Annotated in this window: 18 protein-coding genes; 14 read left to right on the forward strand and 4 right to left on the reverse strand. The window is 71.8% G+C overall.

Annotation, left to right across the window (positions count from 1 at the left end; translation table 11 throughout):
- The first annotated feature begins 33 nt into the window (after positions 1–33).
- From DFJ67_RS29015 to DFJ67_RS29040, 6 genes are all read left to right on the forward strand, one after another.
- Positions 34–1,620, forward strand: a complete 1,587-nt coding sequence (locus tag DFJ67_RS29015) for an ABC-F family ATP-binding cassette domain-containing protein (protein ID WP_116070946.1) — start codon at positions 34–36, stop codon at positions 1,618–1,620.
- A gap of 5 nt (positions 1,621–1,625) precedes the next feature.
- Positions 1,626–2,648: an aldo/keto reductase family protein gene (locus DFJ67_RS29020; protein WP_116070947.1), complete on the forward strand. Its 1,023-nt coding sequence runs from the start codon at positions 1,626–1,628 to the stop codon at positions 2,646–2,648.
- Positions 2,633–3,352, forward strand: coding sequence for a Crp/Fnr family transcriptional regulator (locus tag DFJ67_RS29025; RefSeq protein WP_116070948.1), 720 nt, complete (start codon positions 2,633–2,635; stop codon positions 3,350–3,352). Before DFJ67_RS29020 ends, DFJ67_RS29025 begins: the two co-directional genes overlap by 16 nt.
- The gene (locus DFJ67_RS42935; protein WP_170216037.1) at positions 3,349–3,780 is read left to right on the forward strand and encodes an SRPBCC family protein; all 432 of its coding nucleotides are present in this window, start codon (positions 3,349–3,351) and stop codon (positions 3,778–3,780) included. Before DFJ67_RS29025 ends, DFJ67_RS42935 begins: the two co-directional genes overlap by 4 nt.
- 117 nt (positions 3,781–3,897) lie before the next feature.
- Positions 3,898–4,428, forward strand: a complete 531-nt coding sequence (locus DFJ67_RS29035; protein ID WP_116070949.1) for an RNA polymerase sigma factor — start codon at positions 3,898–3,900, stop codon at positions 4,426–4,428.
- Positions 4,421–5,686, forward strand: a complete 1,266-nt coding sequence (locus DFJ67_RS29040) for a hypothetical protein (RefSeq protein ID WP_116070950.1) — start codon at positions 4,421–4,423, stop codon at positions 5,684–5,686. The genes DFJ67_RS29035 and DFJ67_RS29040 overlap by 8 nt, the downstream gene beginning before the upstream one ends.
- A gap of 31 nt (positions 5,687–5,717) precedes the next feature.
- On the opposite strand, the gene DFJ67_RS29045 is transcribed toward DFJ67_RS29040, so the two are convergent.
- Both DFJ67_RS29045 and DFJ67_RS29050 read right to left on the reverse strand, forming a co-directional pair.
- Entirely contained in the window at positions 5,718–6,929 is a 1,212-nt protein-coding gene (locus DFJ67_RS29045; protein WP_116070951.1) for a serpin family protein, read from the reverse strand.
- Positions 6,926–7,891, reverse strand: a complete 966-nt coding sequence (locus tag DFJ67_RS29050) for an adenosine deaminase family protein (protein WP_239097492.1) — start codon at positions 7,889–7,891, stop codon at positions 6,926–6,928. Before DFJ67_RS29050 ends, DFJ67_RS29045 begins: the two co-directional genes overlap by 4 nt.
- 22 nt (positions 7,892–7,913) lie before the next feature.
- Here DFJ67_RS29050 and DFJ67_RS29055 point away from each other — a divergent pair, with 22 nt between their 5' ends.
- On the forward strand, positions 7,914–9,254 hold the full coding sequence (locus DFJ67_RS29055) for an aldehyde dehydrogenase family protein (protein WP_116070952.1): 1,341 nt from the start codon (positions 7,914–7,916) through the stop codon (positions 9,252–9,254).
- Positions 9,255–9,553: 299 nt separating this feature from the next.
- Here the strand turns inward: DFJ67_RS29055 and DFJ67_RS29060 are convergent, their stop codons facing one another.
- Positions 9,554–11,872 (reverse strand): tetratricopeptide repeat protein, encoded by a 2,319-nt coding sequence (locus tag DFJ67_RS29060; RefSeq protein ID WP_170216038.1) that lies wholly within the window; start codon positions 11,870–11,872, stop codon positions 9,554–9,556.
- A gap of 135 nt (positions 11,873–12,007) precedes the next feature.
- Between DFJ67_RS29060 and DFJ67_RS29065 the strand changes: the two genes are divergently transcribed.
- The gene (locus DFJ67_RS29065) at positions 12,008–13,474 is read left to right on the forward strand and encodes an MFS transporter (protein ID WP_116076755.1); all 1,467 of its coding nucleotides are present in this window, start codon (positions 12,008–12,010) and stop codon (positions 13,472–13,474) included.
- A gap of 1 nt (position 13,475) precedes the next feature.
- Here DFJ67_RS29065 and DFJ67_RS29070 read toward each other — a convergent pair whose 3' ends face one another.
- A complete protein-coding gene (locus DFJ67_RS29070) occupies positions 13,476–14,510 on the reverse strand; it encodes an Ig-like domain-containing protein (protein WP_116070954.1) in 1,035 nt (344 codons plus the stop codon).
- 292 nt (positions 14,511–14,802) lie between these two features.
- On the opposite strand from DFJ67_RS29070, the gene DFJ67_RS44435 reads away from it, so the two are divergent.
- The 6 genes from DFJ67_RS44435 to DFJ67_RS29100 all read left to right on the forward strand — a co-directional run bounded on the left by DFJ67_RS44435 (position 14,803) and on the right by DFJ67_RS29100 (position 22,228).
- Positions 14,803–18,513 (forward strand): alpha-L-rhamnosidase, encoded by a 3,711-nt coding sequence (locus DFJ67_RS44435; RefSeq protein WP_116070955.1) that lies wholly within the window; start codon positions 14,803–14,805, stop codon positions 18,511–18,513.
- Between the two features lie 129 nt (positions 18,514–18,642).
- Positions 18,643–19,707 (forward strand): LacI family DNA-binding transcriptional regulator, encoded by a 1,065-nt coding sequence (locus DFJ67_RS29080; protein WP_203784144.1) that lies wholly within the window; start codon positions 18,643–18,645, stop codon positions 19,705–19,707.
- 14 nt (positions 19,708–19,721) lie between these two features.
- Positions 19,722–19,931, forward strand: coding sequence for a hypothetical protein (locus DFJ67_RS29085; protein ID WP_116070957.1), 210 nt, complete (start codon positions 19,722–19,724; stop codon positions 19,929–19,931).
- Between the two features lie 208 nt (positions 19,932–20,139).
- Positions 20,140–20,850 carry a Crp/Fnr family transcriptional regulator gene (locus DFJ67_RS29090; protein ID WP_239097493.1) on the forward strand — a complete coding sequence of 237 codons (711 nt, stop codon included), beginning with the start codon at positions 20,140–20,142 and terminating at the stop codon, positions 20,848–20,850.
- 126 nt (positions 20,851–20,976) lie between these two features.
- Positions 20,977–21,453: a Pycsar system effector family protein gene (locus DFJ67_RS29095; protein WP_147315648.1), complete on the forward strand. Its 477-nt coding sequence runs from the start codon at positions 20,977–20,979 to the stop codon at positions 21,451–21,453.
- A 34-nt stretch (positions 21,454–21,487) separates the two neighbouring features.
- Positions 21,488–22,228 (forward strand): Crp/Fnr family transcriptional regulator, encoded by a 741-nt coding sequence (locus tag DFJ67_RS29100; protein ID WP_116070959.1) that lies wholly within the window; start codon positions 21,488–21,490, stop codon positions 22,226–22,228.
- Positions 22,229–22,281 lie beyond the last annotated feature (53 nt).

Consider the following 22,281-nt stretch of genomic DNA (forward strand, 5'->3'; position numbering starts at 1 on the left):
CGAAAGCTCCCATTTTTCGCCGGTGGTGTCGCCATGTCCAAATCCCCCCTGCTTGCCCATGATCTCGTCCGCACGTTCGGCGGCCGCCGGGTGCTCGACGGCGTGTCGCTGACCGCCGCGCCGGGCGATCGGATCGGCCTGATCGGTGAGAACGGCACCGGCAAGTCGACCCTGCTGCGGTTGCTCGCCGGCACCGACGAGCCCGACGGCGGCAGCGTCGTCCGCCCACCCGACCTGGGCTTCCTGCACCAGGAGATGCCGTTCGACCCGGCCGCGACGATCGCCGACGTGGTCGACGACGCGGTGCGCGAGTCGCGCGCGCTGCTCGCCGACCTCGACCGGCTCAGCGCCGCGCTGGTCGACGACCCGATCGGACCACTCGAGGAGTACGGCGAGCTGCTCGACCGCGCCCAGGAGACCGACGCCTGGGACGCCGACCGACGCGCCGGCCTGGTGCTGGCCGGCCTGGGCCTCGGCGATCTGCCGCACCACCGCACGCTCGCCGAGATCTCCGGCGGCCAGCGCGGCCGGCTGGCGCTGGCGGCCCTGCTGATCCGCCGGCCGGCGGCGCTGCTCCTGGACGAGCCGACCAACCACCTCGACGACGCGGCGGCGGCGTTCCTGGAGGAGCAGCTCACCGGCATGCCCGGTGTCGTGCTGCTGGCCAGCCACGACCGGGCGTTCCTCGACGCGGTCTGCACCGACCTGATCGACCTCGACCCCGCGGTCGACGGCCCGACCCGATACGGCGGCAACTACACCGCCTATCTGGCCGCGAAGCACGCCGAGCGGGAACGCTGGGAGCGCCGCTTCGCCGACGAGCAGGAGGAGCTCGCCGAGTTGCGCCGCTCGGTCGCGGTGACCGCGCACCAGGTCGCACACGGCCGGCCGGCCCGCGACAGCGAGAAGATGGGCTTCGGCCGCACGACGGGCCGGGTCGAGCAGCAGATCTCCCGCCGGGTCCGCAACGCCGGACGCCGCCTCGACGAGCTCGAACGCGCCCAGGTGCGCAAGCCGCCGGAGCCGCTGCGGTTCCGCGCGCCGGCGCTGGCCACGGCCGGGGCCGAGGGCCTGCTGGTCGCGGCCCGCGACCTGGTGGTGCCGGGCCGGCTGCGGCTGGACCGGCTCGACCTCTCGGCCACCGACCGGCTGCTGGTCACCGGTGCCAACGGCAGCGGCAAGTCGACCCTGCTGGCGGTGCTGGCCGGCGCGCTGGCCGCGGAGGGCGAGGTGCGGCGCCGGCGCGGCCTGCGGGTGGGCCTGCTCACCCAGGACAGCGTCTTCGACCGGCCCGACCGCACCGCGCGGGAGGTTTATGCGGACGTGTCAGGTCCGGATGCCGTACCCCTGCGGTCGCTGGGTTTGATCGGTCCCCGCGACGCCGCGCGCCCGGTGGGCGAGCTCTCCGTCGGCCAGCGCCGCCGACTGGCGCTTGCGATCCTCCTCGCCGACCCGCCCGAGTTGCTGTTGCTCGACGAGCCGACGAACCACCTCTCGCCGCGCCTGGCCGACGAGCTGGAGGAGGCCCTCGGCAAGGGCCCGGGCGCGATCGTGGTGGCCAGCCACGACCGCTGGCTGCGGGACCGCTGGCCCGGGCGTCAGCTGGACCTTCTACATTGATCCAGATGGAGCATCGTGCGCTGGGCCGGTCCGGCCTGTGGGTCAGCGAGATCATCTACGGCAACTGGCTGACCCACGGGGAGAGCGTCGACCGGGCCGCGGCGACGGCCTGTGTGCGGGCCGCCCTCGACGCGGGCATCACCACCTTCGACACCGCCGACGTGTATGCGCAGGGCGAGGCCGAGGTCGTGCTCGGCGAAGCGCTGCGTGGCGTCCGGCGGGAGTCGCTGGAGCTCGCCACCAAGGTCTGCCTGCCCACCGGCACCGGCCCCAACGACCGCGGCCTGTCCCGCAAGCACGTGCTGGAGTCGTGCCACGCGTCGCTGCGCCGGCTCGGCACCGACTACGTCGACCTCTACCAGGCTCATCGCTTCGACCAGCGGACGCCGCTGGAGGAGACCCTGGTCGCGTTCGACGACCTGGTCCGCCAGGGCAAGGTTCGCTACATCGGCGTCTCGGAGTGGACGGCGGCGCAGATCTCCGAGGCGCTCACGCTCGCCGACGAGCTGGGCCCGACTCGCCGGATCGTGGCCAACCAGCCGCAATACAACATGCTCTGGCGGGTCATCGAGCCGGAAGTGCTGCCGCTGTGCCGGCGCGAGGGCATCGCCCAGATCGTCTTCCAGCCGCTGGCCCAGGGCGTACTCACCGGAAAGTATCTGCCTGGTTCTGCCCCGCCGGCCGGCTCCCGAGCGGCCGGGGCGGGGCGCGCGCCCCGTTTCATCGGCCGCGTCCTTGGCGACGCGGTGCTCGACCGGGTGCAGCGGCTGCGCCCGCTGGCCGACCAGGCCGGGCTGACGATGGCCCAGCTCGCGATCGCCTGGACCTTGCGGACCGACGGCATCAGCGGCGCGATCATCGGCGCCACCCGTCCGGAGCAGGTCACCGAGAACGCTTCGGCGGCCGGCGTACACCTGACGCCCGAGATCCTGGCCGCGATTGACCAGACCCTCGGCGACCTGGTTGACACCGACCCGACGAAGACGGCCGACATGTTCGCCGTGAAGCCCGAATGGGCAGCGGCCTGACCCTCGCCGCGGCGGTGGCCGCCAGCGTTCTCGGCACGCTGCCGCCCGCCCTGGTCGACGCGCTGCTGGAGCGGGGCGAGACCGTCGACTTCCCGGCGGGCGGCGCGATCTACCGGGAGAGCGCGTCGCCGCGGGCGTGGCTCGTGGTCGACGGTCTCGTGCGCGTCTACATGACCTCACCGGAAGGGCGCCAGGTCACCGTCCGGTACGCCCGCCCCGGCGACGTGTTGGGGATCGCGGTCCTGGTCGGCGGCCCGGCCGACGTGGCCGCACAGACGCTGGCCCCGTCGCGCCTGTTCCGGGTCGACGCCGCGACGCTGACCGCCGCCGGGCGCCGCGACCCCAGGGTCTCGTGGGCGATCGCCGAAGAGCTGAACCGTCGGTTGTACGACACGCTCCAGCAGACGGCGGTCAACGCGTTCGGTTCGGTGCGCGAGCGGGTGGCCGCACACCTGCTCGACCTGGCGTCGGCCGAGCAGCGCCCGCAGGGCGGCCTCGTGGCACACGTCACGCAGCAGGAGTTGGCGGACGCCGTCGGCTCCGTCCGCGAGGTGGTGGCCCGCGTCCTGCGCGACTTCCGCCAGGACGAGTTGGTCGCGACCCGGCCGGACAGCGTGCACATCCTCGACCCGGCCGGGCTGCATCTGCGGCACTACCAAAGTCACAGACAGCCTGGCGACGTCGGCGAAAGATCAGGTTCGTGAACTTCACCAACACCATCACGATCAACCGCCCGCCGGCCGAGGTCTTCGCCTTCCTCGCTGACCTGGAGAACTTGCCGCGCTGGAACTACGCGCTCAGCGAGACCCGGAAGATCTCCGAGGGGCCGGTCGGCGTCGGCGCGCGCTATCTGCAGACGAGGACGCTGCCCAGCCGCAGCGAGGAGACGCTCGAGGTGACGGCGTTCGAGCCCGACCGCCTGCTGGCGCTCCGCGGGCCGCTCGGGCCCTTCGAGTCCGAGGTCAGCTATGTGCTGACGGCGGCCGGGAGCGGCACCACCCTGTCCAACACCATGGACCTGCGCCCGACCGGCGCGGCCCGGCTGATCGCGCCGCTGGCTGGCTCGCGCGTCAAGTCGGCGGTGGCCGCCAACCTCGATGCCCTGAAGCAACTCCTCGAGCACCGCGTCTGAGGCACGCTTTCTTCTCCCGCACCGCGACATTCACGCAACCCGCTGTGGTGTTCGCACGTGTTCGGATCGTCGCCCACGAGGGTGGCACCACGGGAGGAAGGAAACGTGACTCTAGTGATGACCGCAGCCGCGGCTGCAGGTGGCGCCTCAGCCACGTATGACCAGGTCGACTTCGACGATTTCTACGCGGCGAAGTTCGACGTTCTCCGGTCGCAGCTCTACGCGTACCTCGGTGACCGGGCCGAGGCGCAGGACCTGGTCCAGGAGGCCTTCTGCCGTGCCTACAGCAGATGGGCCAAGATCCGGAAGTACGACGACCCCTACGCCTGGGTTCGCCGGGTCGCCTGGAATCTGGCCACCAGCCGGCTGCGGCGGCAGAAGACGTTCACCACGTTCCTGCGCCGCCAGCGGGAAGAGCATCACGACGGCCCGTCGCCGGATCGGGTGGCGCTGGTCGCGGCCTTGGCGAAGATACCGCCGAAGCTGCGCCGGGCCGTCGTTCTGCACTACCTCGGGCAACTGTCGGTCGCGGAGATCGCGGCGCAGGAAGAGGTGCCCGAGGGCACCGTCAAAAGTTGGCTCAGCCGCGGGCGCACCGCCCTCGCCGAGCACCTCACGGATGACCGGAAAGGAGAATCACATGTCTGACGAGCTGGACAACCTCATCCACGGCGCGTTCACCGAGTTCGACGCGACCGAGCGATCCTCCCACCTGCCCACTCCGGGTGCGGGCGCGGTTCGTCACACCGTGGCTTTCCGCCGGAAAGCCCGCCTCACGACCTTCAGCGTGGTCGGCGCGTTGCTCATCGCCGTGCCGATCGCGGCCTACGCGGCCAACCCACGCGGCAACAACTCGCCGCCCGAGCTGGCGGGCTCCGCCAGTCCGACGGCGCCGGCCGGCCCGACCGCAACGGCCAGGCCGACTCCGTCGCACACCCCGCCGACGACCGTGGTCCCGCCGGCCGATGTGCGCAATACCACCCTCAACCTCCCGGCGTTTCCGGGCCTCGAAAACCAGTGCTCGGCGAAGGGGAAGAAGAAGTTCGTCAACGGCAAAGCGACGACGCAGAAGGCCGAGCTGACCATCGGGGAGCTGCGGCCCGTCACGGCCGACCTCGACGGCGTGCCGGGCGACGAGCTGCTCACCACCATCTCGTGCCAAAACGACGGGTCGGTGCACCCCACCCAGTTGCTGGCTCTCAAGGTCGCCCCGAACGGCGAACTGACGCCAATGGGGTACGTCGTCAACTCGCCCGACGCCGCCAACATGACCGCGGAGTTCTCCCGCGCGGCCATCACCGTCAAGAACGGCGTCGTCCGGCTGGTCGTCTACGGGGTGTATCAGAGCGACGGGTGGATGCCCTGCGACCGACAGGTGCGCGGCTACGGCTTCCACGATGGCGCCTTCCGGCAGGTTGACGGGCCGACCAGGTTCCGCAAGCCGTCGAAGGACTTCCGCAAGATCGATTTCCGCAACACGGGCTTTCTCATGGGTGTCGCCAACTCCGACGGATCCGGCAACCTCTACTGCGTGACGACGGTGAACGGCGCCGGTGAGGCCGACATCTACGACGCCGACTCCACCAAGGACCGGACCCACTACACCATCACCATCGGGGACGTGTCGTTCTACGAGGCCCGCGACGGCCTGGTGACCTTCGCCGTCCTCACGCTGCGGTCGCCCTCGGGCAAGGTCTCACAGACCCTGCAATCCTTCAGGCAGGACGGGGACTACCCGCTCGGCCAACCGATTCTCCGCTCGGGCACCGCCGGAGTCAGCCGCATCGACAAGGCCGAGGTCCACGGAGACCTCGTCCAGGTGACCGTCAGAACCAGCAGCGGCCAGCAGGTGTGGTCATATCGTCCCAACGGCGTCGGCAGCCCCTGGCAACGAGTCACTTCCTAGGAAGCGCCGGGCCCGCCCGAACAGGGCGGGCCTAGTCGTCGTCGAGCACGAGCTTGCCGGAGTCGTCGACGCGCAGGCGGACCGTCTGGTGGCGGGGCATGACGAACTTCTCCAACTCGGCCACCCAGCCGGCGACGAGCACCAGGCCCGAGGCGCGGTGCCGGGCCACGAACCCGAACGGCCGCTCGATGGTGAAGAGCAGGTCGCGCTTGTGCGGCGGGATCCCGGCACCGCCGACCATGTTGACGTGGGTCACCGCGGCCGCCTCGAAGCCGAGCGCCGTGAACGCGGCGGTCACATCCTGGCGGGCCACCGCGACCGCGAGCGGGAAGTCGCTGATACCCGGGAACCACCCGCGGCGGTCATCGCTGACCGCGCGTAGGCCGAACAGCTCCGCCGTCTCGAGCAGGTCGTGTCCGCCCCGCACAGTGAACCGTGGCACGCCGGTGTGCAGTTGCCGCTCGCGGCGATAGCTCCCGGACAGGGTCAGGCCCGGCGCCGTGTGGTCCTCGGTGAACTGGGATCCGAGCACCGCCGGCGCCGTGTCGCTGTCGATGGCGACCCCGGCCGCGAGGACCGCTCCCGCCGGCGCTTCGGGCGTGCCCAGCACCAGGTCGACTCCGATGCCGTTGTCGCCCTCGACGCTCAGCACGGAGATCGGGCCGGACGCGGTGTCGTAAACCGCGAGCTGGTCAAGGTCGGTGCCGGACCGCCACAACGCGTGCATCGACTGCCCGGCCCACGGACCCGTGCGCACCGGGAGCGTTCCGTCCTCGAACGGCTCCTTCCAGGTGGTGCGCACCGTCAGCGCCGTCGCGAGCACCAGCAGCGTCTCCGTTCCGACGGGCGCCGCCATCCCGTCCAGCAGGCCGCCGGTCTGCTCGCGCACCCACGCGTCAAGCGCGCCCACGGCCAGCACCCCGACCGACCCCGCGGGCAAGGTCTGCCGCCACTCGTCGCGCAGCGGCACATCAGACCGCGCCCACAGCCCGACCGCCGCCCGCAGACCTGGTTCGGACCGCAACAACCGGATCAGCCCGGTCGCGGCCTCCTGGGCGTCCTTCGGATCCATGCCGACGGCGGCCGCCAACTCCTCGCGACCAGCGCCGTCGGCGGCCCAGGCCAGGTAGGCCAGCAGCGGCCACACCCCGGCACCGGACAACGCCGTGGTGTGGCCGTCGCCCACGGTGGCCGCCCACCGTGCCGTCAGCGCGTTCGCCCGCGCCACCGCCGTCTCGATCATGCCGGAATCTCCTTCTCCCACGCCGTGATGTCGGTAAGCAACTCGTCCCGCACGGCGGGCGGGGCGGCGCTCGCGATGACCGCGCACCGGGCCAGATCCGCCTGCTCCGCCGGGTCGGTAGTGACCAGCGTGTATTGGCTCGCCAGGTCCGAGCCGAACAGCAGCGGGTCGTCGGTGCCGAGCGCGACCAGCACCCCCGCCGCGCGCAGCTCGCGGATCGGCAGGTCCGCGATCGCCGCGACGCCCAGCGGGGGATAGGAGGTCGGGCAGATCTCCAGCGCGACACCGCGCGCGGCGAGCAGATCGCGGGTCGCCGGGTCACGCATCGCGGCCAGGCCGTGCCCGATCCGGTGTGCGCCGAGCAGCGTGACGCAGTCGGCGACGTGCGACGCCGGTGTGTAGAACCCACCGTGCGGCACCACCTTGAGCCCGGCCTCGGCGGCGAGCCGGCAGGCCGGGACCACGTCGGCCACCCGGCCCAGCCGCTCGTCATTGGACAGACCGAAACCCACCACACCGCGACCGGCGTACGACGCGGCCAGCGTCGCCAACCGCAGGGCGTGCTCCGGCGGTGCCGCCCAACTCGCCGCGACGATCAGACCGACCGGGATCGGTGCACGGGCCGCACCCGCCAGGGCCGCCTCGACCGCACCGGCCAGGCTGCCGGCCACCGGGGCGTACGACGTCGGGTCGATCTGTAGCTCGATCCACTCGGCGCCGCACGCGGCGTCGTCGGTCGCCGCCTCGACCACCACCCGCTCGATGTCGGCCGGCCCGCGGATCGCGGCGCGGGCCAGGTCGTAGCGCTGCTGGAAGGCCGGCCACTCGTGCACCGTGTCAGCGGTGAACGGCGGCGGCAACGGCAGGCCGCCGCGCGCCGCGAGCTCGGCCAGGGTCGCCGGGCGCATCGCACCCGTGAGATGCAGATGCAGGTTGGTCTTGGGTAGCGTCGCGGCTGTCACCCCGGAAGACTACGGAGGCCTCGTGTCAGTCGAGAGCAGCAGAGTTGTCGAGAGCAGCACCGCCGCGGCCGCGGCCGTCGCGGGCGAGCTCGCCACCTGGTCCGGCGCCCGCCGCCGCGACGTCCTGCACGCCGCGGCCGACGCGCTCGCCGGCGCCGCCGACCCGATCATCGAGGCCGCGGCCGCCGAGACGGGGCTGACCCGACAGCGGCTCGAGGGCGAGATGGCCCGCACCACCGGCCAACTCCGGTTGCTCGGCGACTTCGTGGCCGACGGCCGTGACCGCCCGGTGGTCCGCTCCGCCGGTGCCGCCCCCGGCGGCGGCGACATCGTCGCGGTGCGGGTGCCGATCGGGCCGGTCGCGGTCTTCGCCGCCTCCAACTTCCCGCTCGCGTTCGGCGTGCTCGGCGGCGACACCGCGGCGGCCCTGGCCGCCGGCTGCCCGGTGGTCGCCAAGGCGCACCCGGCCCAGCCCGAGACGGCCCGCCTGATCGCCGAGGCGGTCACCCCAGCGTTGGGCGCCGCGTTCGCCGTCATCTACGGCGGCGCCGACGTCTCCCTTGACCTGGTCCGCGCGCCGCAGATCCGGGCGGTCGGCTTCACCGGGTCCGCGGCCGGCGGCCGGGCGCTGATGGACGCGGCGGCCGCGCGCCCCGACCCGATCCCGGTGTACGCCGAGATGGGCGCCCTCAACCCCGTCTTCGTCTTCCCGTCGGCGCTCGACGACGAGCGCTGGCCGGCCACCCTCGCCGCCGCGGTCACCGGCTCGGCCGGGCAGCTCTGCACCAAGCCCGGCCTGGTCGTCGTGCCCGACACCGAGGCCGGCGCCGCGTTCGCCGACCGGCTGGCGGCGCAGGTCGCCGGGACCCCGGCGTTCGACCGCATGCTGACGCCCGGGATGGCCGCCGCGCACGCCGCCTGGCGCGACCGCGCCCCGGCCGCCGAGGGCGCGCCGGACCCGTCTGAGGGCGGCGCCGCGCCGTTCGCGGTCCGCGTCGCCGGCGCCGACCTCGCCGGCGAGCTGCTCGAAGAGCACTTCGGCCCGGCCGTGGTGATCGCCCGGTCCGATGTGGACGGCTACGGTGGTCTGGCCGGCCGGCTGGAGGGCAGCCTGACGGCGACGGTGCTGGCCGACGAGCGCGACGACGACGCAGTGCGCGCGCTGTTGCCGGCGCTGGTCGACCGAGCCGGCCGCGTCATCTACAACGGCGTGCCGACCGGGGTCGCGGTGGTCGACGCGATGCAGCACGGCGGCCCATGGCCGGCCGCGTCGGGAGCGTTCACCTCGGTCGGCACGGCGGCGGTCGAGCGGTTCCTACGCACGGTGGCGTTGCAGGGCCTGCCGGAGCGCCTCACTCCCTGAGCGGCCTGTGCCCGCTTACGGCCTGGGCGGCTCGTGCCCGCTTACGGCTTGGGCGGTTCGTGCCCGCTCATGGCTTGGGCGGTTCGTGCCCGCTCATGGCTTGGGCGGTTCGTGCCCGCTTACGGCCTGGGCGGCTCGTGCCCGCTTACGGCCTGGGCGGCTCGTGCCCGCTTACGGCCTGGGCGGCTCGTGCCCGCTCTTGCCCGGGCGGCCTGTGCCCGCTTACGGCCTGTGCGGCCCAGGCCCGCTCACGGCTTGGGCGGCACAGGCCCGCTCACGGCCCGTGAGGCCCCGGCCGCTTACTCCCTGAGAGCCCGGACCCGGGCCCGCACCAGGTCGGCGATCGGCAGGTCGCTGCCGGCCAGCAGGGCCTCGGCCCGCTCGGCCGCGGCGTCCGCCTCCGCGCGCCGGCCGAGCGCGATCAGTTGCTCGGCCTGCCACAGCAGGTCGAGCCCCTGGTTGGCCCGGTTGCCGAGCGCGCCGTAGATCTCCGCCGCCCGTCCGTAGGCCGCCGAGGCGGCCAACGCGTCTCCGCTGTGCGCCTGGGTGTGCGCGGCCGCCTCCGTGGCGTGGCCCATGCCGGGCTGGTGGTCGACCCGGGCGAACGCGGCCATCGCCTCCGCATGCCAGCGCGCCGCGGTCGCGTAGTCGCCGGCCGCGTCGGCGAGATTGCCGAGCGCGGTCAACGCATACCCTTCGCCGCTCCAGTTCGCCGGGCGGTGGAAGTCGGCCCGGGCCTGCTCGATCAGCGGCAGTGCCTCCACCTCCCGCCCGGAATTGGCATAGGCGGTGCCCAGGGTCAACAGCACCCAGGCCTTCTCGTGCACCTGGAGCGGCGCGGTCGCGGACAGCGCGCGGGCCCGCTCCATCAGCGCGACCGCCTCGCCCGGCTGATGCCGGCTGAGCATCAGCGAGCCGAGGTCGCCGAGCACCTGCACCTCGCGTCGCTGGTCGCCGACCGCCTCGAAATGTGCGCGCGCCTCCGACAGCAGGGCCAGCGCCGCGCCGTGCTGACCGGCGTCGCGCAGCGCGATCCCCAGCCCCTGCCTGGTGCGCGCCAGCCAGTCCGGGTCGCCGATCACCGCCCACCGTTCGAGCGCGTCGGTGAGCAGGTCGACGCCGGTGGCGACGTACCCGAAAGCGTTCTCGACCTGGCCCAGCCGGGTGCGCGCCTTGGCGATCGCGACCGGGTCGCCGATCGCCTCGTCGGCCCGCAGCCGGTCGCGGCTGATCGTCAGGAAGTGTGGTTGCTCGACCCGTTGCAGCAGGCTCTCGTCGGCCGCCTCGGCCAGCCGGGCCGCTTCCGCCGGGGCGCCGTGGTCGACCAGGTGGCGCACGGTCAGCGCGACGTTCTCCGCCTCGGCCTCGGCATCCGGCAGCGCGGCGCCGGCGAGCATCCCGGCATACCAGTCGACCAGCCGGCGCAGCGCCGGCGCGGCCGCGTCGGGCGTCTCGGCCAGCCGCTCGCGGGCGAACAGCCGCATCAGGTCGTGCAGGCCGTAGCGGCCGCCGGCGGGCGCCTCCACCAGCCGGGCATCGACCAGAGGCTCCATCATGGACGCTCCGCCGGTCAGCGCCGCGGCCGCGCCGGCGGCGAGGTCACGGCCAGGAAAAGCGCCGAGGGTACGGAACGCCGCCCGCTGCTCCTCCGGCAGGTCGCGGTAGGCGGTGGCGAAGCTGGCGCGGACGCCGAGGTCGCCGACGGTCAGCTCGTCGAGCCGGGCCCGCTCGTCGCGCAGCCGGGCCGCGAGGTCACCGAGTGTCCAGTTCGGACGCGCCCGCAGCCGGCCGCCGGCGACCTGCAGGGCCAGGGGGAGCGCACCGCACGCGGCAACCACCTCGCGAGCGGCGGCCGGCTCCGCGTCGACCCGGTCGCCGGCGCCGGCGGCGCGCAGCAGCGCGAGCGCGTCGTCGTCGCCGAGCATCGCCAGCTCGTGGCTGACCGCGCCGGCCAGGTCGGCCAGTGCCGACCGGCTGGTGACCAGCACCAGACAGCCGGGCGTGCCGGGCAGCAGCGGGCGCACCTGGGCCGCGTCACGGGCGTCGTCGAGCAGCACCAGCACCCGCCGCCCGGCGAGCACGCTGCGGTAGCGGGCGGCCAACCGCTCGGCGTCGGCCGGGCCGGCCACTGGCGCGTCGAGTGCGTCGAGCAGGTCGGCGAGCACCGTCGCGGGGTCGGCCAGGAGCCCGCTGCCGCCACCGAGCGGCGCGAAGAGCTGACCGTCGGGATAGCCGCCGCGCAACGCGTGGGCCGCGTGTGCGGCGAGCGCCGACTTGCCCACGCCCGGTGCGCCGGTCACCACGACGACCGGGTGTTTCTCCTCGACCAACCGGCGCAGCTTGGCGAGGTCGGCGGCACGACCGGTGTAGCCGGCCGCCGCACGCAGCTGCGCGGGCCGGGCCACAGGTGACGGAGCGTCGGGTGCGCCGCCTTCGCGGATCGCGATCACCGTGGTGACGGCGGCGGCCAGGGCGACCACCACCCAGGCGTACGGGGCCAGTGGGGCCAGCGGGGCGGGCAGCGTGCCGCCGGTGGCGACGTTGACCGCGACGGCGAGCAGCACGGAGAGCAGCGTGGAGGCGAGCGCGGCCCGCAACAGGCCGCCCTTTCCGCGCATCGGCACCCCCGGGATCGATTCCGGGCAGTATGGCGGGCCGCGGCCGGGCCGCGCCAGCTCTCGCCACGGTGCCGGATCGGGCGCAATAGGCTGGAATCGGAAATCCTGATTCCCTGACCGAGGCGGCCTGACGCCATGGCGGCAACCGCAGAGCGGGGCGCGGCGGTCAATGCCGCGCGGGCGCCACATGCGCGCGCGATGCTGGTGCTGGCCATCTGCTGTTGCAGCATCTTCATCGTCGGTCTGGACACCAGCGCGCTCAACGTCGCGCTGCCGTCCATCCAGCAGGACCTGGGCGCGACGCTCCAAGGCGCCCAGTGGACGCTCGACGCGTACCTCCTGGTGCTCGCCTCGTTCCTGATCCTTTCGGCGTCGGTCGCCGATCGCGTCGGGCGAAGACGGGTGTTCCAGATCGGACTGGTGACCTTCGCTCTCGGCTCGCTGCTCTGCGCGCTGGCGCCCAACCTCGGCTGGCTCATCGCCTTCCGGGTGCTGCAAGCCATCGGCGGCAGCATGCTCAACCCGGTCGCGATCTCCATCATCAGCAACACCTTCACCGAGTCGCGGGCGAGGGCGCGGGCCATCGGCGTCTGGGGCGGGACGGTCGGCGTCAGCGTCGCCGTCGGGCCCCTGCTGGGCGGGGTGCTGGTGGAGGCCTTCAGCTGGCGGGCGATCTTCCTGATCAACGTGCCGATCGCAATCGCCGGGTTCATCCTCGCCGGCATGTTCATCCGCGAGTCGGCGGCGACGACGCGGCACCGCCTCGACCCGGTCGGCCAGGTCCTGCTGGTGGCCGGCGTCGCGTCGCTCACCTACGGCATCATCGAGGTGCCGATGAAGGGCTGGATGTCGCCACAGATCCTCGGTTCCTTCTCCACCACCGTGGCGTCGTTCGCGTTGCTGGTGTGGTGGGAGTTGCGCAATCCGCAACCCCTGATCGACCTGCGCTTCTTCCGATCACCGCCGTTCAGCGGCGCCACCGCCATCGCGCTGCTGGCGTTCACCGCGCAGGGCGGCTTCCTGCTGCTCAACACCCTTTACCTCCAGGACGTGCTGAACTTCTCGCCGCTCGGCGCGGGCCTGGCGATCCTGCCGATGGCGGCGCTGATCGCGGTGTTCGGCCCGATATCCGGCCGGGTCGTGGCCCGGCACGGTCCGCGACCCTCCCTGGTCATCGGCGGCGTCGCGACCCTCGCCGCCGGGTTGATCACGGTGATCCCGCGATCGGACCCGTCCTACATGCGGTTGTTCATCATGTACGCGCTGATCGGGATCGGTCTGGGCTGGACCAACGCGGCGATCACCAACACCGCGGTCTCCGGCATGCCCAACCGGCAGGCCGGGGTCGCGGCCGGCATCGCCTCGACGATGCGGCAACTCGGTCAGGCCCTCGGCGTGGCGATCATCGGCTCGATCATCGCCGGCCAGGTGACCGAGGTGGCGCAGACACCGGCGTTCATGCGCGCCTATCACGTGAGCTGGGCGGTGATCGCCGCGATCGGCCTGGCAAACCTGATCCTCGGCGTCGTCACCACCTCGGCCCGCGCCGTGCGGTCGGCGCAGGAGAACACCGACCGCATGGGCGCAGCCGCCCGCGACTGACTTACCGCACCCGGAGGTTGGCGGTCGCGGTTTCCGACTTGCCGTCGACGGTCAGGCGGTAGACGAAGCTGTCGTCGTGCTTGACCGTGTTGCGGTAGATGAAACCCTTGTTGGTGGTACGCACGATCGTGCCGTAGGCGGGCGGCGTGACGATCTCGAGCGTGGCCGCGTTGGTGGCCGCGTCGTTGACCAGCACGCTGATCGTCTTCTGCTCCTGATAGGCGACCTGGACGGTGTCGTCGACGGCGTTGGGCGCCTCGGTGAAGTGCCCGCGACCGTCACCGATGAAATGGGTGACGTCGGGCGTCGGGTAATTCCACTTTTCGGCGCGGACGTCCTGCTTGCTGTCGCTGTTGGCGTCGAGCGCGTCGACCTCGTAGTAGTCGTCGTCGCGCAACACGACCCGTTCTCCGTCGTCGAGGGTGACGACCACGCCGGTGTGCGGTGTCGAGGACGCGTCACCGTCGAAGCCGGCGACCAGGTCGGTGGAACCGTTGCGGTCGAAGTCGGCGAAGTCGTAGCTGAGCGAAATACCGTGCGCCTCGACCGGCCCGCGGACGAGCTGCCCGGACGGGGTGTTGAGCCACGTGATGACGGCGGCGCTCTGGTCGGTGTACTCGTACACGTCGACTAGGTCGTCGTCGTTGAAGTTCTCCAGGCCGAGGAAGCTAGGCATCCAGATCGCGTCGAACCCGCCGGTCGGGGTGAAGTCTTCGAGCAGGATCAGATCGGTGTCGACGCCGTCCGGCCGGCCCCAGAAGTAGGCCAGCAGCAGTTCGGAATCGCCGTCTCCGCCTAGGTCGAAGATGACTCCCATGTCGGGGCAGTAGGCCCAATGGCCCGTATTCGGCCAGGAGTAGCGGGTCGCCGGGTCGAAGCCGCCGCCTGCTTTGCCGAGCTCGACGTCGACCCCGCATTCGAAGTTGGGCAGCTCGACCAGCGTGGCGCGATCGGTGCGGCCGTCGCCGTTGACGTCGCCGAGTAGTGGGTCGCCCGGGCCGCCAGCGAACGCCGGCTGAGCCAGGGCCGTCGTCATTACGGTCGCGGCCGCCAGCGCCGCAAGAACTCGCTTAACCCTCAATTTCGCATCCTCCCCGTGTGGTTCCCGGCCCGTGCGGCCGGGCTGAGATGGCGGACCGTAACGCATTCCGCGCGTGCGGTGACACTGCGTTGACCAGATTCCGACTCAGGCCAACGCCACCAGGACATGGACGACCATCATTGCCCAGCCTTCGGTCGATCCGTACTATGACGTTTACGGCCGTCAATGAAACGTTTCAGGAGTCGGCCGCCCCGATCCGCCCGTCCCCGGATCGCTTGGAGGATCCATGTCACGCACTACCTTCGCGCGCCGTCTCGCTGGTGCCGCGACCACAGTGGCCTGTGTGGCCGCCCTGCTGGTCGCCGCGCCGGCCGCTCCCGCTCATGCCGCGCCGGTCAACCTGGCCGGCGCCAACTGGATCTGGTATCCCGAGGGCAACGCCGCCGACAGCGTTCCCGCCGGCACCCGCTACCTGCGCCGCACCTTCACCGCACCGTCCGGTGTGGTCAGTGATGCGCAGCTCGTGGTGACCGGCGACGACAGCGTCGACGTGTGGCTCAACGGCGTCCCGCTGGCCAGCTCCGCCCAGGTCATCGACTCCTGGCGGCAGGCCCTCTACGTCGACCTGGCCGGCGCGCTGCGGTCCGGCTCCAACACGCTCGCGGTCGCCGCCCGCAACACCGCCGCCGGCCCGGCTGGCGTGCTCGGCCGGCTCCGGGTGGTCGCCGCCGGCGGCACCACCGAACTGGTCACCGACGCGGGCTGGAAGGCAGCCAACACCGTGGGTCCGGATTGGACAGAGCCGACCACCAGCGACGCGTCCTGGCCCGCCGCCCAGGTCAGCGCCGGCTACGGCACCGGACCGTGGGCCAGCGGCGTGACCGGTCCCGACATCAACGCCGGCTCACCGCTGGCGGTCACCGCGCCCACCACCGAGCGGCTGGTCACCCCGCTCGGCGTCGACGCCGCGAAACCGCGGTTCGGCTGGAAGGCCAGCGCGCCCACCGGCAGCGAGTTGTTGCAGGGCGCCTACCAGGTCGTCGTCGCCAACACGGAGAGCGCGGCCCAGGCCGGCACCGGCGATGTCTGGGACAGCGGGCGGGTGGTCTCCGGGCGTTCGGTCGACGCCGTGTACGGCGGCGCGGCACTTGCCTCGCGGACCCGCTACTGGTGGCGGGCCCGGGTCTGGGACACCCAGGGCCGGCAGGGCGCGTGGGGCCCGGTGAGCTGGTTCGAGACGGGGCAATACAACCCCGCCACGGGGTGGCAGGCCGCGTTCGTCGGCGCCAGCGCGGCGGTGCCGGCACTCACCGGCGCCACCTGGGTCTGGTATCCCGAAGGCGACCCGGGCGCGAGCGCACCGATCGGCACGCGCTACCTGCGCCGCACGTTCACCCTTCCGGCCGGTACCACCCGCGGCACGCTGACCGTCACCGGCGACGACACCGCCGACGTCTGGGTCAACGGCACCCAGGTGAGCACCTCGCCGCGCGCGGTCGACTCGTGGAAGACCGCCGCCGTCGTCGACGTCACCGCCCGGCTCCAGACCGGCACCAACACGATCGCCGTGGCGACCGAGAACACCACCGTCTCGCCGGCCGGCGCGATCGCGGCCCTCGAGGTGACCGGCTCCACCACCACCCGGGTCGTCACCGACGGCGCGTGGAAGGCCAGCCAGACCGGGCCGGCCGGCTGGCAGAACCCGGGATTCAACGACGCGGCCTGGCCCGCCGCGCGGGCGATCGCGACCTACGGTGCCGGGCCGTGGGGGAGCCAGGTGTCCGTCGTACGCGGTGCGCCGTACCTCCGGAAGGGTTTCAATCTGTCCAAGCCGGTCGCCAGCGCGCGGCTGATGGTCACGGCGCTGGGTCTGCACGAGACCCGGATCAACGGCGCCAAGGTCGGTGTGGAAGCGCTCGCTCCAGGATGGACCGACTACAACCGACGCGTGCAATACCGCATCCTCGACGTCACCGCGCAGGTGCGGCAGGGCGACAACGCGATCGGCGCCTACCTCGGCAACGGTTGGTTCTCCGGCTCGCTCGGCATGGGCGGCAACCAGCGCTACGGCACGCAACCGTGGTATTCGGCCGACCTGGTGGTGCGCTTCACCGACGGCACGACCGCGACCGTGCGCACCGACAGCACCTGGAAGACCGCGCCGAGCCCGATCCGGTTCGACGACATCTACCACGGCGAGGAGTACGACGCCCGAGTCACGCAGGCCGGTTGGGACCAGCCCGGTTTCAACGACGCCGGTTGGGCGGCCGTCGCGGTGCGCGGTGGCACGAAGCCCAACCTCGTCTCGGCCGTCGACCCCGGCGTCGCCGTGCAGGCCACCCTGCCGGCCGTCTCGGTGGCGCAGCCCAAGCCGGGCGTCTGGGTGTTCGACCTGGGCCAGAACTTCGCCGGCTGGAACCGGTTGCGGGTGCGCGGGCCGGCCGGCACGACGGTGACGATGCGACACGCCGAGGTGCTCAACCCCGACGGCACCATCTACACCGCCAACCTGCGCGCCGCGCGGGCCACCGACCGGTTCACGCTGGCCGGAACCGGCGCCGACGAGGTCTACGAGCCGCGGTTCACCGTGCACGGTTACCGCTACGTCGAGTTGACCGGCTTCCCGGGCACCCCGACGACCGCTGCGGTGACCGGGCTCGCGGCCTGGACCAACGGCACCGCGAGCGGCACGTTCAGCACCTCCAACGCGTTGGTCAACCAGGTGCAGCGCAACGTCCTGTGGGGCCAGCGTTCCAACATGCTCACCATTCCCACCGACTGCCCGCAGCGCGACGAGCGGCTCGGCTGGACCGGTGACATCGCCGCGTTCGTCGCCACCTCGACGTTCAACATGGACGTGCACGGGTTGCTCGACAAGTTCACCGACGACCTGACCGACGCGCAGCGGGCCGACGGTGCGTTCACCGACGTCGCGCCGGCGGTCTGTTGTGGAGCCGGCACCGCTGGTTGGGGCGACGCGGGCGTGATCGTGCCCTACACCATCTGGCAGCGTTATGGGGATGTGCGCGTCGTCGACGAGAACTTCGACGCGATGCGGCGCTGGGTCGACTATTCCCGGGCCACCTCGGGCGCCGACCTGATCCGCAACCAGTCGACCTACGGAGACTGGCTCAACGTCGGCGACAACACGGCCAACGACCTCATCTCGACCGCCTACTTCGGCTACACGGCGCGGCTGGTCTCCCGGGTCGCCGCGGCGACCGGACGTTCCGCTGAGGCGGCCTCCTACGGTGCGTTGGCGGACCAGGTCGCGGCCGCGTTCACGTCGCGGTTCGTCGCCGCGGACGGCACGGTCTCGGGCAACACCCAGACGGGGTACGTGCTCGCGCTCTCCTTCGGCCTCGTGCCGGCCAACCGGGTGCAGGCGGTGGCCGACAAGCTGGCGGCCAAGGTGGCGTCGCGCAGCGGGCACCTGAGCGTCGGCTTCCTGGGCGTGGAGAACCTGCTGCCGGTGCTGGCCGACAACGGGCACCTCGCGACCGCCTACCAGGTGCTGTTGCAGCCCGACTATCCCGGCTGGGGCTACATGAGCGCCCGCGGGGGCACGACGGTCTGGGAGCGCTGGGACGGTATCCGCACGGACGGCTCGTTCCAGGACCCCGGGATGAACTCGTTCAACCACTATGGACTCGGCTCGGTCGGCGACTTCCTCTACCGATCGGTCGGCGGGGTCGGGCCGGATCCGCGTGACCCGGGCTACCACCGCCTGGTGATCGCACCGCGGCCCGGTGGCGGGTTGACCTCGGGGCGCTCGGACCTTCAGACGCCCTACGGCCGCGCGCTGTCGGACTGGTCGATCGCAGGCGGGGTGCTGACGCTGCGGGTCGAGATCCCGGCCAACAGCACGGCCACCGTGCGGGTGCCGGCAGCGTCGTCGGCGGCGGTCACCGCGCCGGCGCAGGCGGTCCTGATGGGGTACGCGTCCGGCGCGGCCGTCTATCAACTCGCGGCCGGTTCCTACACGTTCACCGTCTGAAGGGGAGGGGCCCCGGTGCGCCGGGGCCCCTCTTCGCCGAAGTGACGCACGTCACCGTATGACGATCTATGCGTCCGGCGTACTGTATCGATGCAGAAGGGTTCTGCATCGATACAGAGGAGGTGCGCCGTGCGACCCACGTTGCAGACCGTGGCCGACGCCGTCGGGGTCTCGCGCAGCACCGTCTCCAACGCCTACAGCCGTCCCGACCAGCTATCGGCGGACCTGCGGGACCGGATCCTCACGGCCGCGGCGACCCTCGGCTACGCCGGACCCGACCCGGCCGCGCGGTCGCTGCGCAAGCGCCGGGCCGGCGCGATCGGCATGCTGTTCACGGCGACGCTGTCCTACGCGTTCACCGACCCCTACGCGGTGCAGTTCCTCCAGGGCCTCGCCGAGGCGGCCGAGCAGGCGCGCACCGGGCTGCTGCTGTTGCCGCTGTCCGTCGACGACGAGGCGGCCGCGGTCGCGGCGGTCAACGACGCGGTGGTCGACGGCTTCTGCGTCTACTGCATGCCCGACTGGCACCCGGCGCTCGACGCCCTCCAGGCCCGCGGCCTGCCGCTGGTCAGCGGGCAACGACGGGCCGGCGACGGTCCACTGTCGGCCTTCGTCGGAATCGACGAGGCGGCCGCGACCCGCGCGGCGGGCGAGCACCTGATGGCGCTCGGCCACCGGCGGATCGCGGTGATAGGCGACTACTTCAACGTCGCCCCGGCGATCGGCCCGGCGACGCTGGCCTCACCGGCCGACGTCGCCTACTACACCAGCCGCGAGCGCCTACGTGGCTACCAGGAGGCGCTGGCGAAGGACGGCGTCGACTGGTCGACCATCTCCTTCGTCAACGTGCCCGGCAACTGCCGCACCGACGGGGCGGCCGCCGCGGCCTACCTGCTCGACCGGGCGCCGCGCCCGACCGCGATCGCGGCGCTCAGCGACATCGTCGCGCTCGGCGTGATCGACGCACTGCGCGCCCGGGGCCTGCAACCCGGTCGCGACGTCTCGGTCATCGGCTTCGACGACATCCCGGAGGCCGCGGCCGAGGGCCTCACCACCGTCAGCCAGCCGGCAGCCGAACGCGGCCGCCGCTCCGGCCGGCTGCTGCTCGACCCACCCGCCGACCCGGCCGACAGCACGGTCGTGCTGCCGACCCAGCTCGTCGTGCGTGCGACGACCGGTCCGGCACAATCCTGAAGGGAACCGACGTCATGCTCGATCCAGTGGCCTTCGTCCAGGCCGTCAACGCGACCCGCGACCACGTCTACTCCGCTCGCCCGGACGCCCCGGTCGTGCCCGACCGCACACGCCGCTCGGGCCGGGGTGACCCGCTCCGCCGGAGCACGGCGACAATCCTGCGGCGACTCGCCAACCGCGTCGAACCCCGGCGCGCGAAGCCCTGCTCGACCGCGACCGCGTAGCAACGCCAAGGCCGGAGCCCACCGCGGGCTCCGGCCTTTCCTCCGAGCCTCCCGCTCGACGAACGCGATTTAGAGATCAAATCGGCATTGCCCGCGATGAATCATCGCGGATGACGGACTGTCTACCTGATGACCTAACCGCTTTCGCCGCGCAGAATTGGTGTATCGGTTTACGGAAGGGTCCACGTCGGCGGAGGGCGGGCTGTCGATGCCGAAGGACGCGGTTGACCTTGGCGAGCCAATGCCGGGGTCGTTTCTGGCCGAGCTCGACTCCGCCGCCTACGCCAGTGTCCGAGCGGCGGGGGCCGACCGTGTCTTTCGCACTGGAGCTGCCCTGTTCCATCAGGGTGATCCTTCGCGGCATGTGGTGATTATCGAATTCGGTTGGGTTAAAGTCACCGCTGTGTCCCGCCGCGGCTGGGAAGCATTACTTGCGATTCGAGGACCCGGCGACGTCGTCGGAGAGCTCGCCGTGCTCGACGCTCGGCCGCGGCTCGCGACCGTAACGGCGCTTACCTCGCTCCGCGGAACTGTGGTCAGCGCTGACCGGCTCACTGACTGCATGCGGGCAAACTGGGCCGTGGCTGTCGCGCTCCTGCGCCATCTGGCGAAAACGGTTCGCGAGGCAGACGAGCGCAGGATGCAGTTCGGCGCCAGCAACGGAGACAGCCGGCTCGTCGTGCTCCTCCACGAGCTCGCCGGAAAGCATGGCCGGGTGATCGACGACGGCGTCCTCATCGACCTGCCGCTTTCTCAGCAGGATCTCGCGGCGTCCGTCGGCACGTCCCGGGAGGTGGTCGCGAGGATGTTGCGCGTGTTGCGGTCCCGTCAGATCGTGCTGACCCAGCGTCGCCAGATCATTGTTGTTCGCCCTGATTTGTTGGAGTCGCTGGCGCGTTCTGTGTCGATGTCGACATAGCGAGCGTTGCAGTTGGCGATGTCGTCGATCGAAAGTGTCCAGAGCATTGACTGACAATGCCTCACAACCGACGGAGCGACGATGGGCAACTGCTCTGGCGTCGAAGACGCCCCGAAATTGTCACCGGTGGCCGCTGTCCGGCTCGCCGAACGCCTGCTGAGTGAGACGCGCGACGAGGTTCGTCGTGCCGACACCAAGGCAGCACAGTGGCTTGCCGCGATAGGTGCTGGCGCCACCGCTGTCATCGCCTCCTGGCCACTGGACGATCTACCGCGGGTTTTCGCCGACCTGGCGGCCTGGCTCGGCGTCGCCGGATTCGGTTTTGCGGTGGCCGCCCTGATCGCGTTGGCGATGGCCCTCGTCCCGCGAACGGGCGGAGACGTCGACCCGTCACACGTGGCGTACTTCGGCCATGTGTACCGAGCCGGCGGCCCCGACCATGTTCGCCGGCACATCGAGCGGACCGCCGACGACCTGATGCCGAGCCTGCTCACCGAACTGTGCTGGCTCAGCCGGCTCGCGGTGCTCAAGTACCGCTACACCCGTTTGGGGATCGTCTTCGGCACGTGCGCCGGCGCGCTCGTCGCCGCGGCCGCGCTGTGACGCTCTCGCGCGAATCCGTGCGGGTCCGACTGGCGTGCCGGACCGGCAGGGTCACTACCTCCGGGAGGAACGGATGGATCATGGTGAGCAGTCCTGGCAGCCGAAGTCGTTCGTCGCTCGGCTGTCCCGGCCGGAGTACAACACCCTCATCGGACTCGGCCGGCGCGAAGACTTCCGCGACGGCGCTTTCCTGGTTCGGCAGGGTGACCGGGGCCGCGACGTCTTCGTGCTGATCAACGGTCGCGTGCAGATCTTGTTCGCGGGCCTGGAGGGCCGGGAGTCCCGCCTCGCGATTCGCGGAAGGGGTGACCTCGTCGGCGAGATGGCCTTCATGGACCAGCGACCGCGTTCTGCTTCGGGGCGTGCGCTGGGCACCGTGGCCACGCTCCGCCTCACCTCAGAAGCGTTCAGTCGCTTCTTCGAGAACCACCCGACGGCCTACCGGTCGCTGGCGCAGACGCTGACGGATCGGCTCAGGGCGGCGGAGAACAGGCAACTCGAAGGCGGCTACGACGTGGAGTCGAGAGTCGCGGCGACGTTATGCCAAATCGCGGTTACGGAGAGCGACGATGTCGGCGCACCGTTGGTCGTCAAGCGCACCCAACGCGATCTCGGCCAGTTGATCGGCGCGGCGACGATCTCCGTGCACCGAACGCTCCGCAACTTGGCTGGTCGGGGCATAGTCGAGACCCACCACAGAACCATTGTCATCCTCGACGTTGACGCGCTGGGCCAGGTCGCTAAGGGCCGGAAGACCATGCATCACCTGATGTAGATCGATTCGCGTTGGGCCCGCAAGTTCACTCACAGTGGTACCAGTCTCTGGAT

Source organism: Asanoa ferruginea (assembly GCF_003387075.1).
Classification (GTDB): domain Bacteria; phylum Actinomycetota; class Actinomycetes; order Mycobacteriales; family Micromonosporaceae; genus Asanoa; species Asanoa ferruginea.

Excerpts from the sequence above, each read along its gene's own strand:
- DFJ67_RS29065 (WP_116076755.1), top strand. The coding sequence starts at position 12,008 with ATGGCGGCAACCGCAGAGCGGGGCGCGGCGGTCAATGCCGCGCGGGCG.
- DFJ67_RS29070 (WP_116070954.1), bottom strand. The coding sequence starts at position 14,510 with ATGACGACGGCCCTGGCTCAGCCGGCGTTCGCTGGCGGCCCGGGCGAC.
- DFJ67_RS29015 (WP_116070946.1), top strand. The coding sequence starts at position 34 with ATGTCCAAATCCCCCCTGCTTGCCCATGATCTCGTCCGCACGTTCGGC.
- DFJ67_RS44435 (WP_116070955.1), top strand. The coding sequence starts at position 14,803 with ATGTCACGCACTACCTTCGCGCGCCGTCTCGCTGGTGCCGCGACCACA.
- DFJ67_RS29060 (WP_170216038.1), bottom strand. The coding sequence starts at position 11,872 with ATGCGCGGAAAGGGCGGCCTGTTGCGGGCCGCGCTCGCCTCCACGCTG.
- DFJ67_RS29090 (WP_239097493.1), top strand. The coding sequence starts at position 20,140 with ATGCCGAAGGACGCGGTTGACCTTGGCGAGCCAATGCCGGGGTCGTTT.
- DFJ67_RS29045 (WP_116070951.1), bottom strand. The coding sequence starts at position 6,929 with ATGATCGAGACGGCGGTGGCGCGGGCGAACGCGCTGACGGCACGGTGG.
- DFJ67_RS29035 (WP_116070949.1), top strand. The coding sequence starts at position 3,898 with ATGACCGCAGCCGCGGCTGCAGGTGGCGCCTCAGCCACGTATGACCAG.
- DFJ67_RS29025 (WP_116070948.1), top strand. The coding sequence starts at position 2,633 with ATGGGCAGCGGCCTGACCCTCGCCGCGGCGGTGGCCGCCAGCGTTCTC.
- DFJ67_RS29085 (WP_116070957.1), top strand. The coding sequence starts at position 19,722 with ATGCTCGATCCAGTGGCCTTCGTCCAGGCCGTCAACGCGACCCGCGAC.
- DFJ67_RS29020 (WP_116070947.1), top strand. The coding sequence starts at position 1,626 with ATGGAGCATCGTGCGCTGGGCCGGTCCGGCCTGTGGGTCAGCGAGATC.
- DFJ67_RS29040 (WP_116070950.1), top strand. The coding sequence starts at position 4,421 with ATGTCTGACGAGCTGGACAACCTCATCCACGGCGCGTTCACCGAGTTC.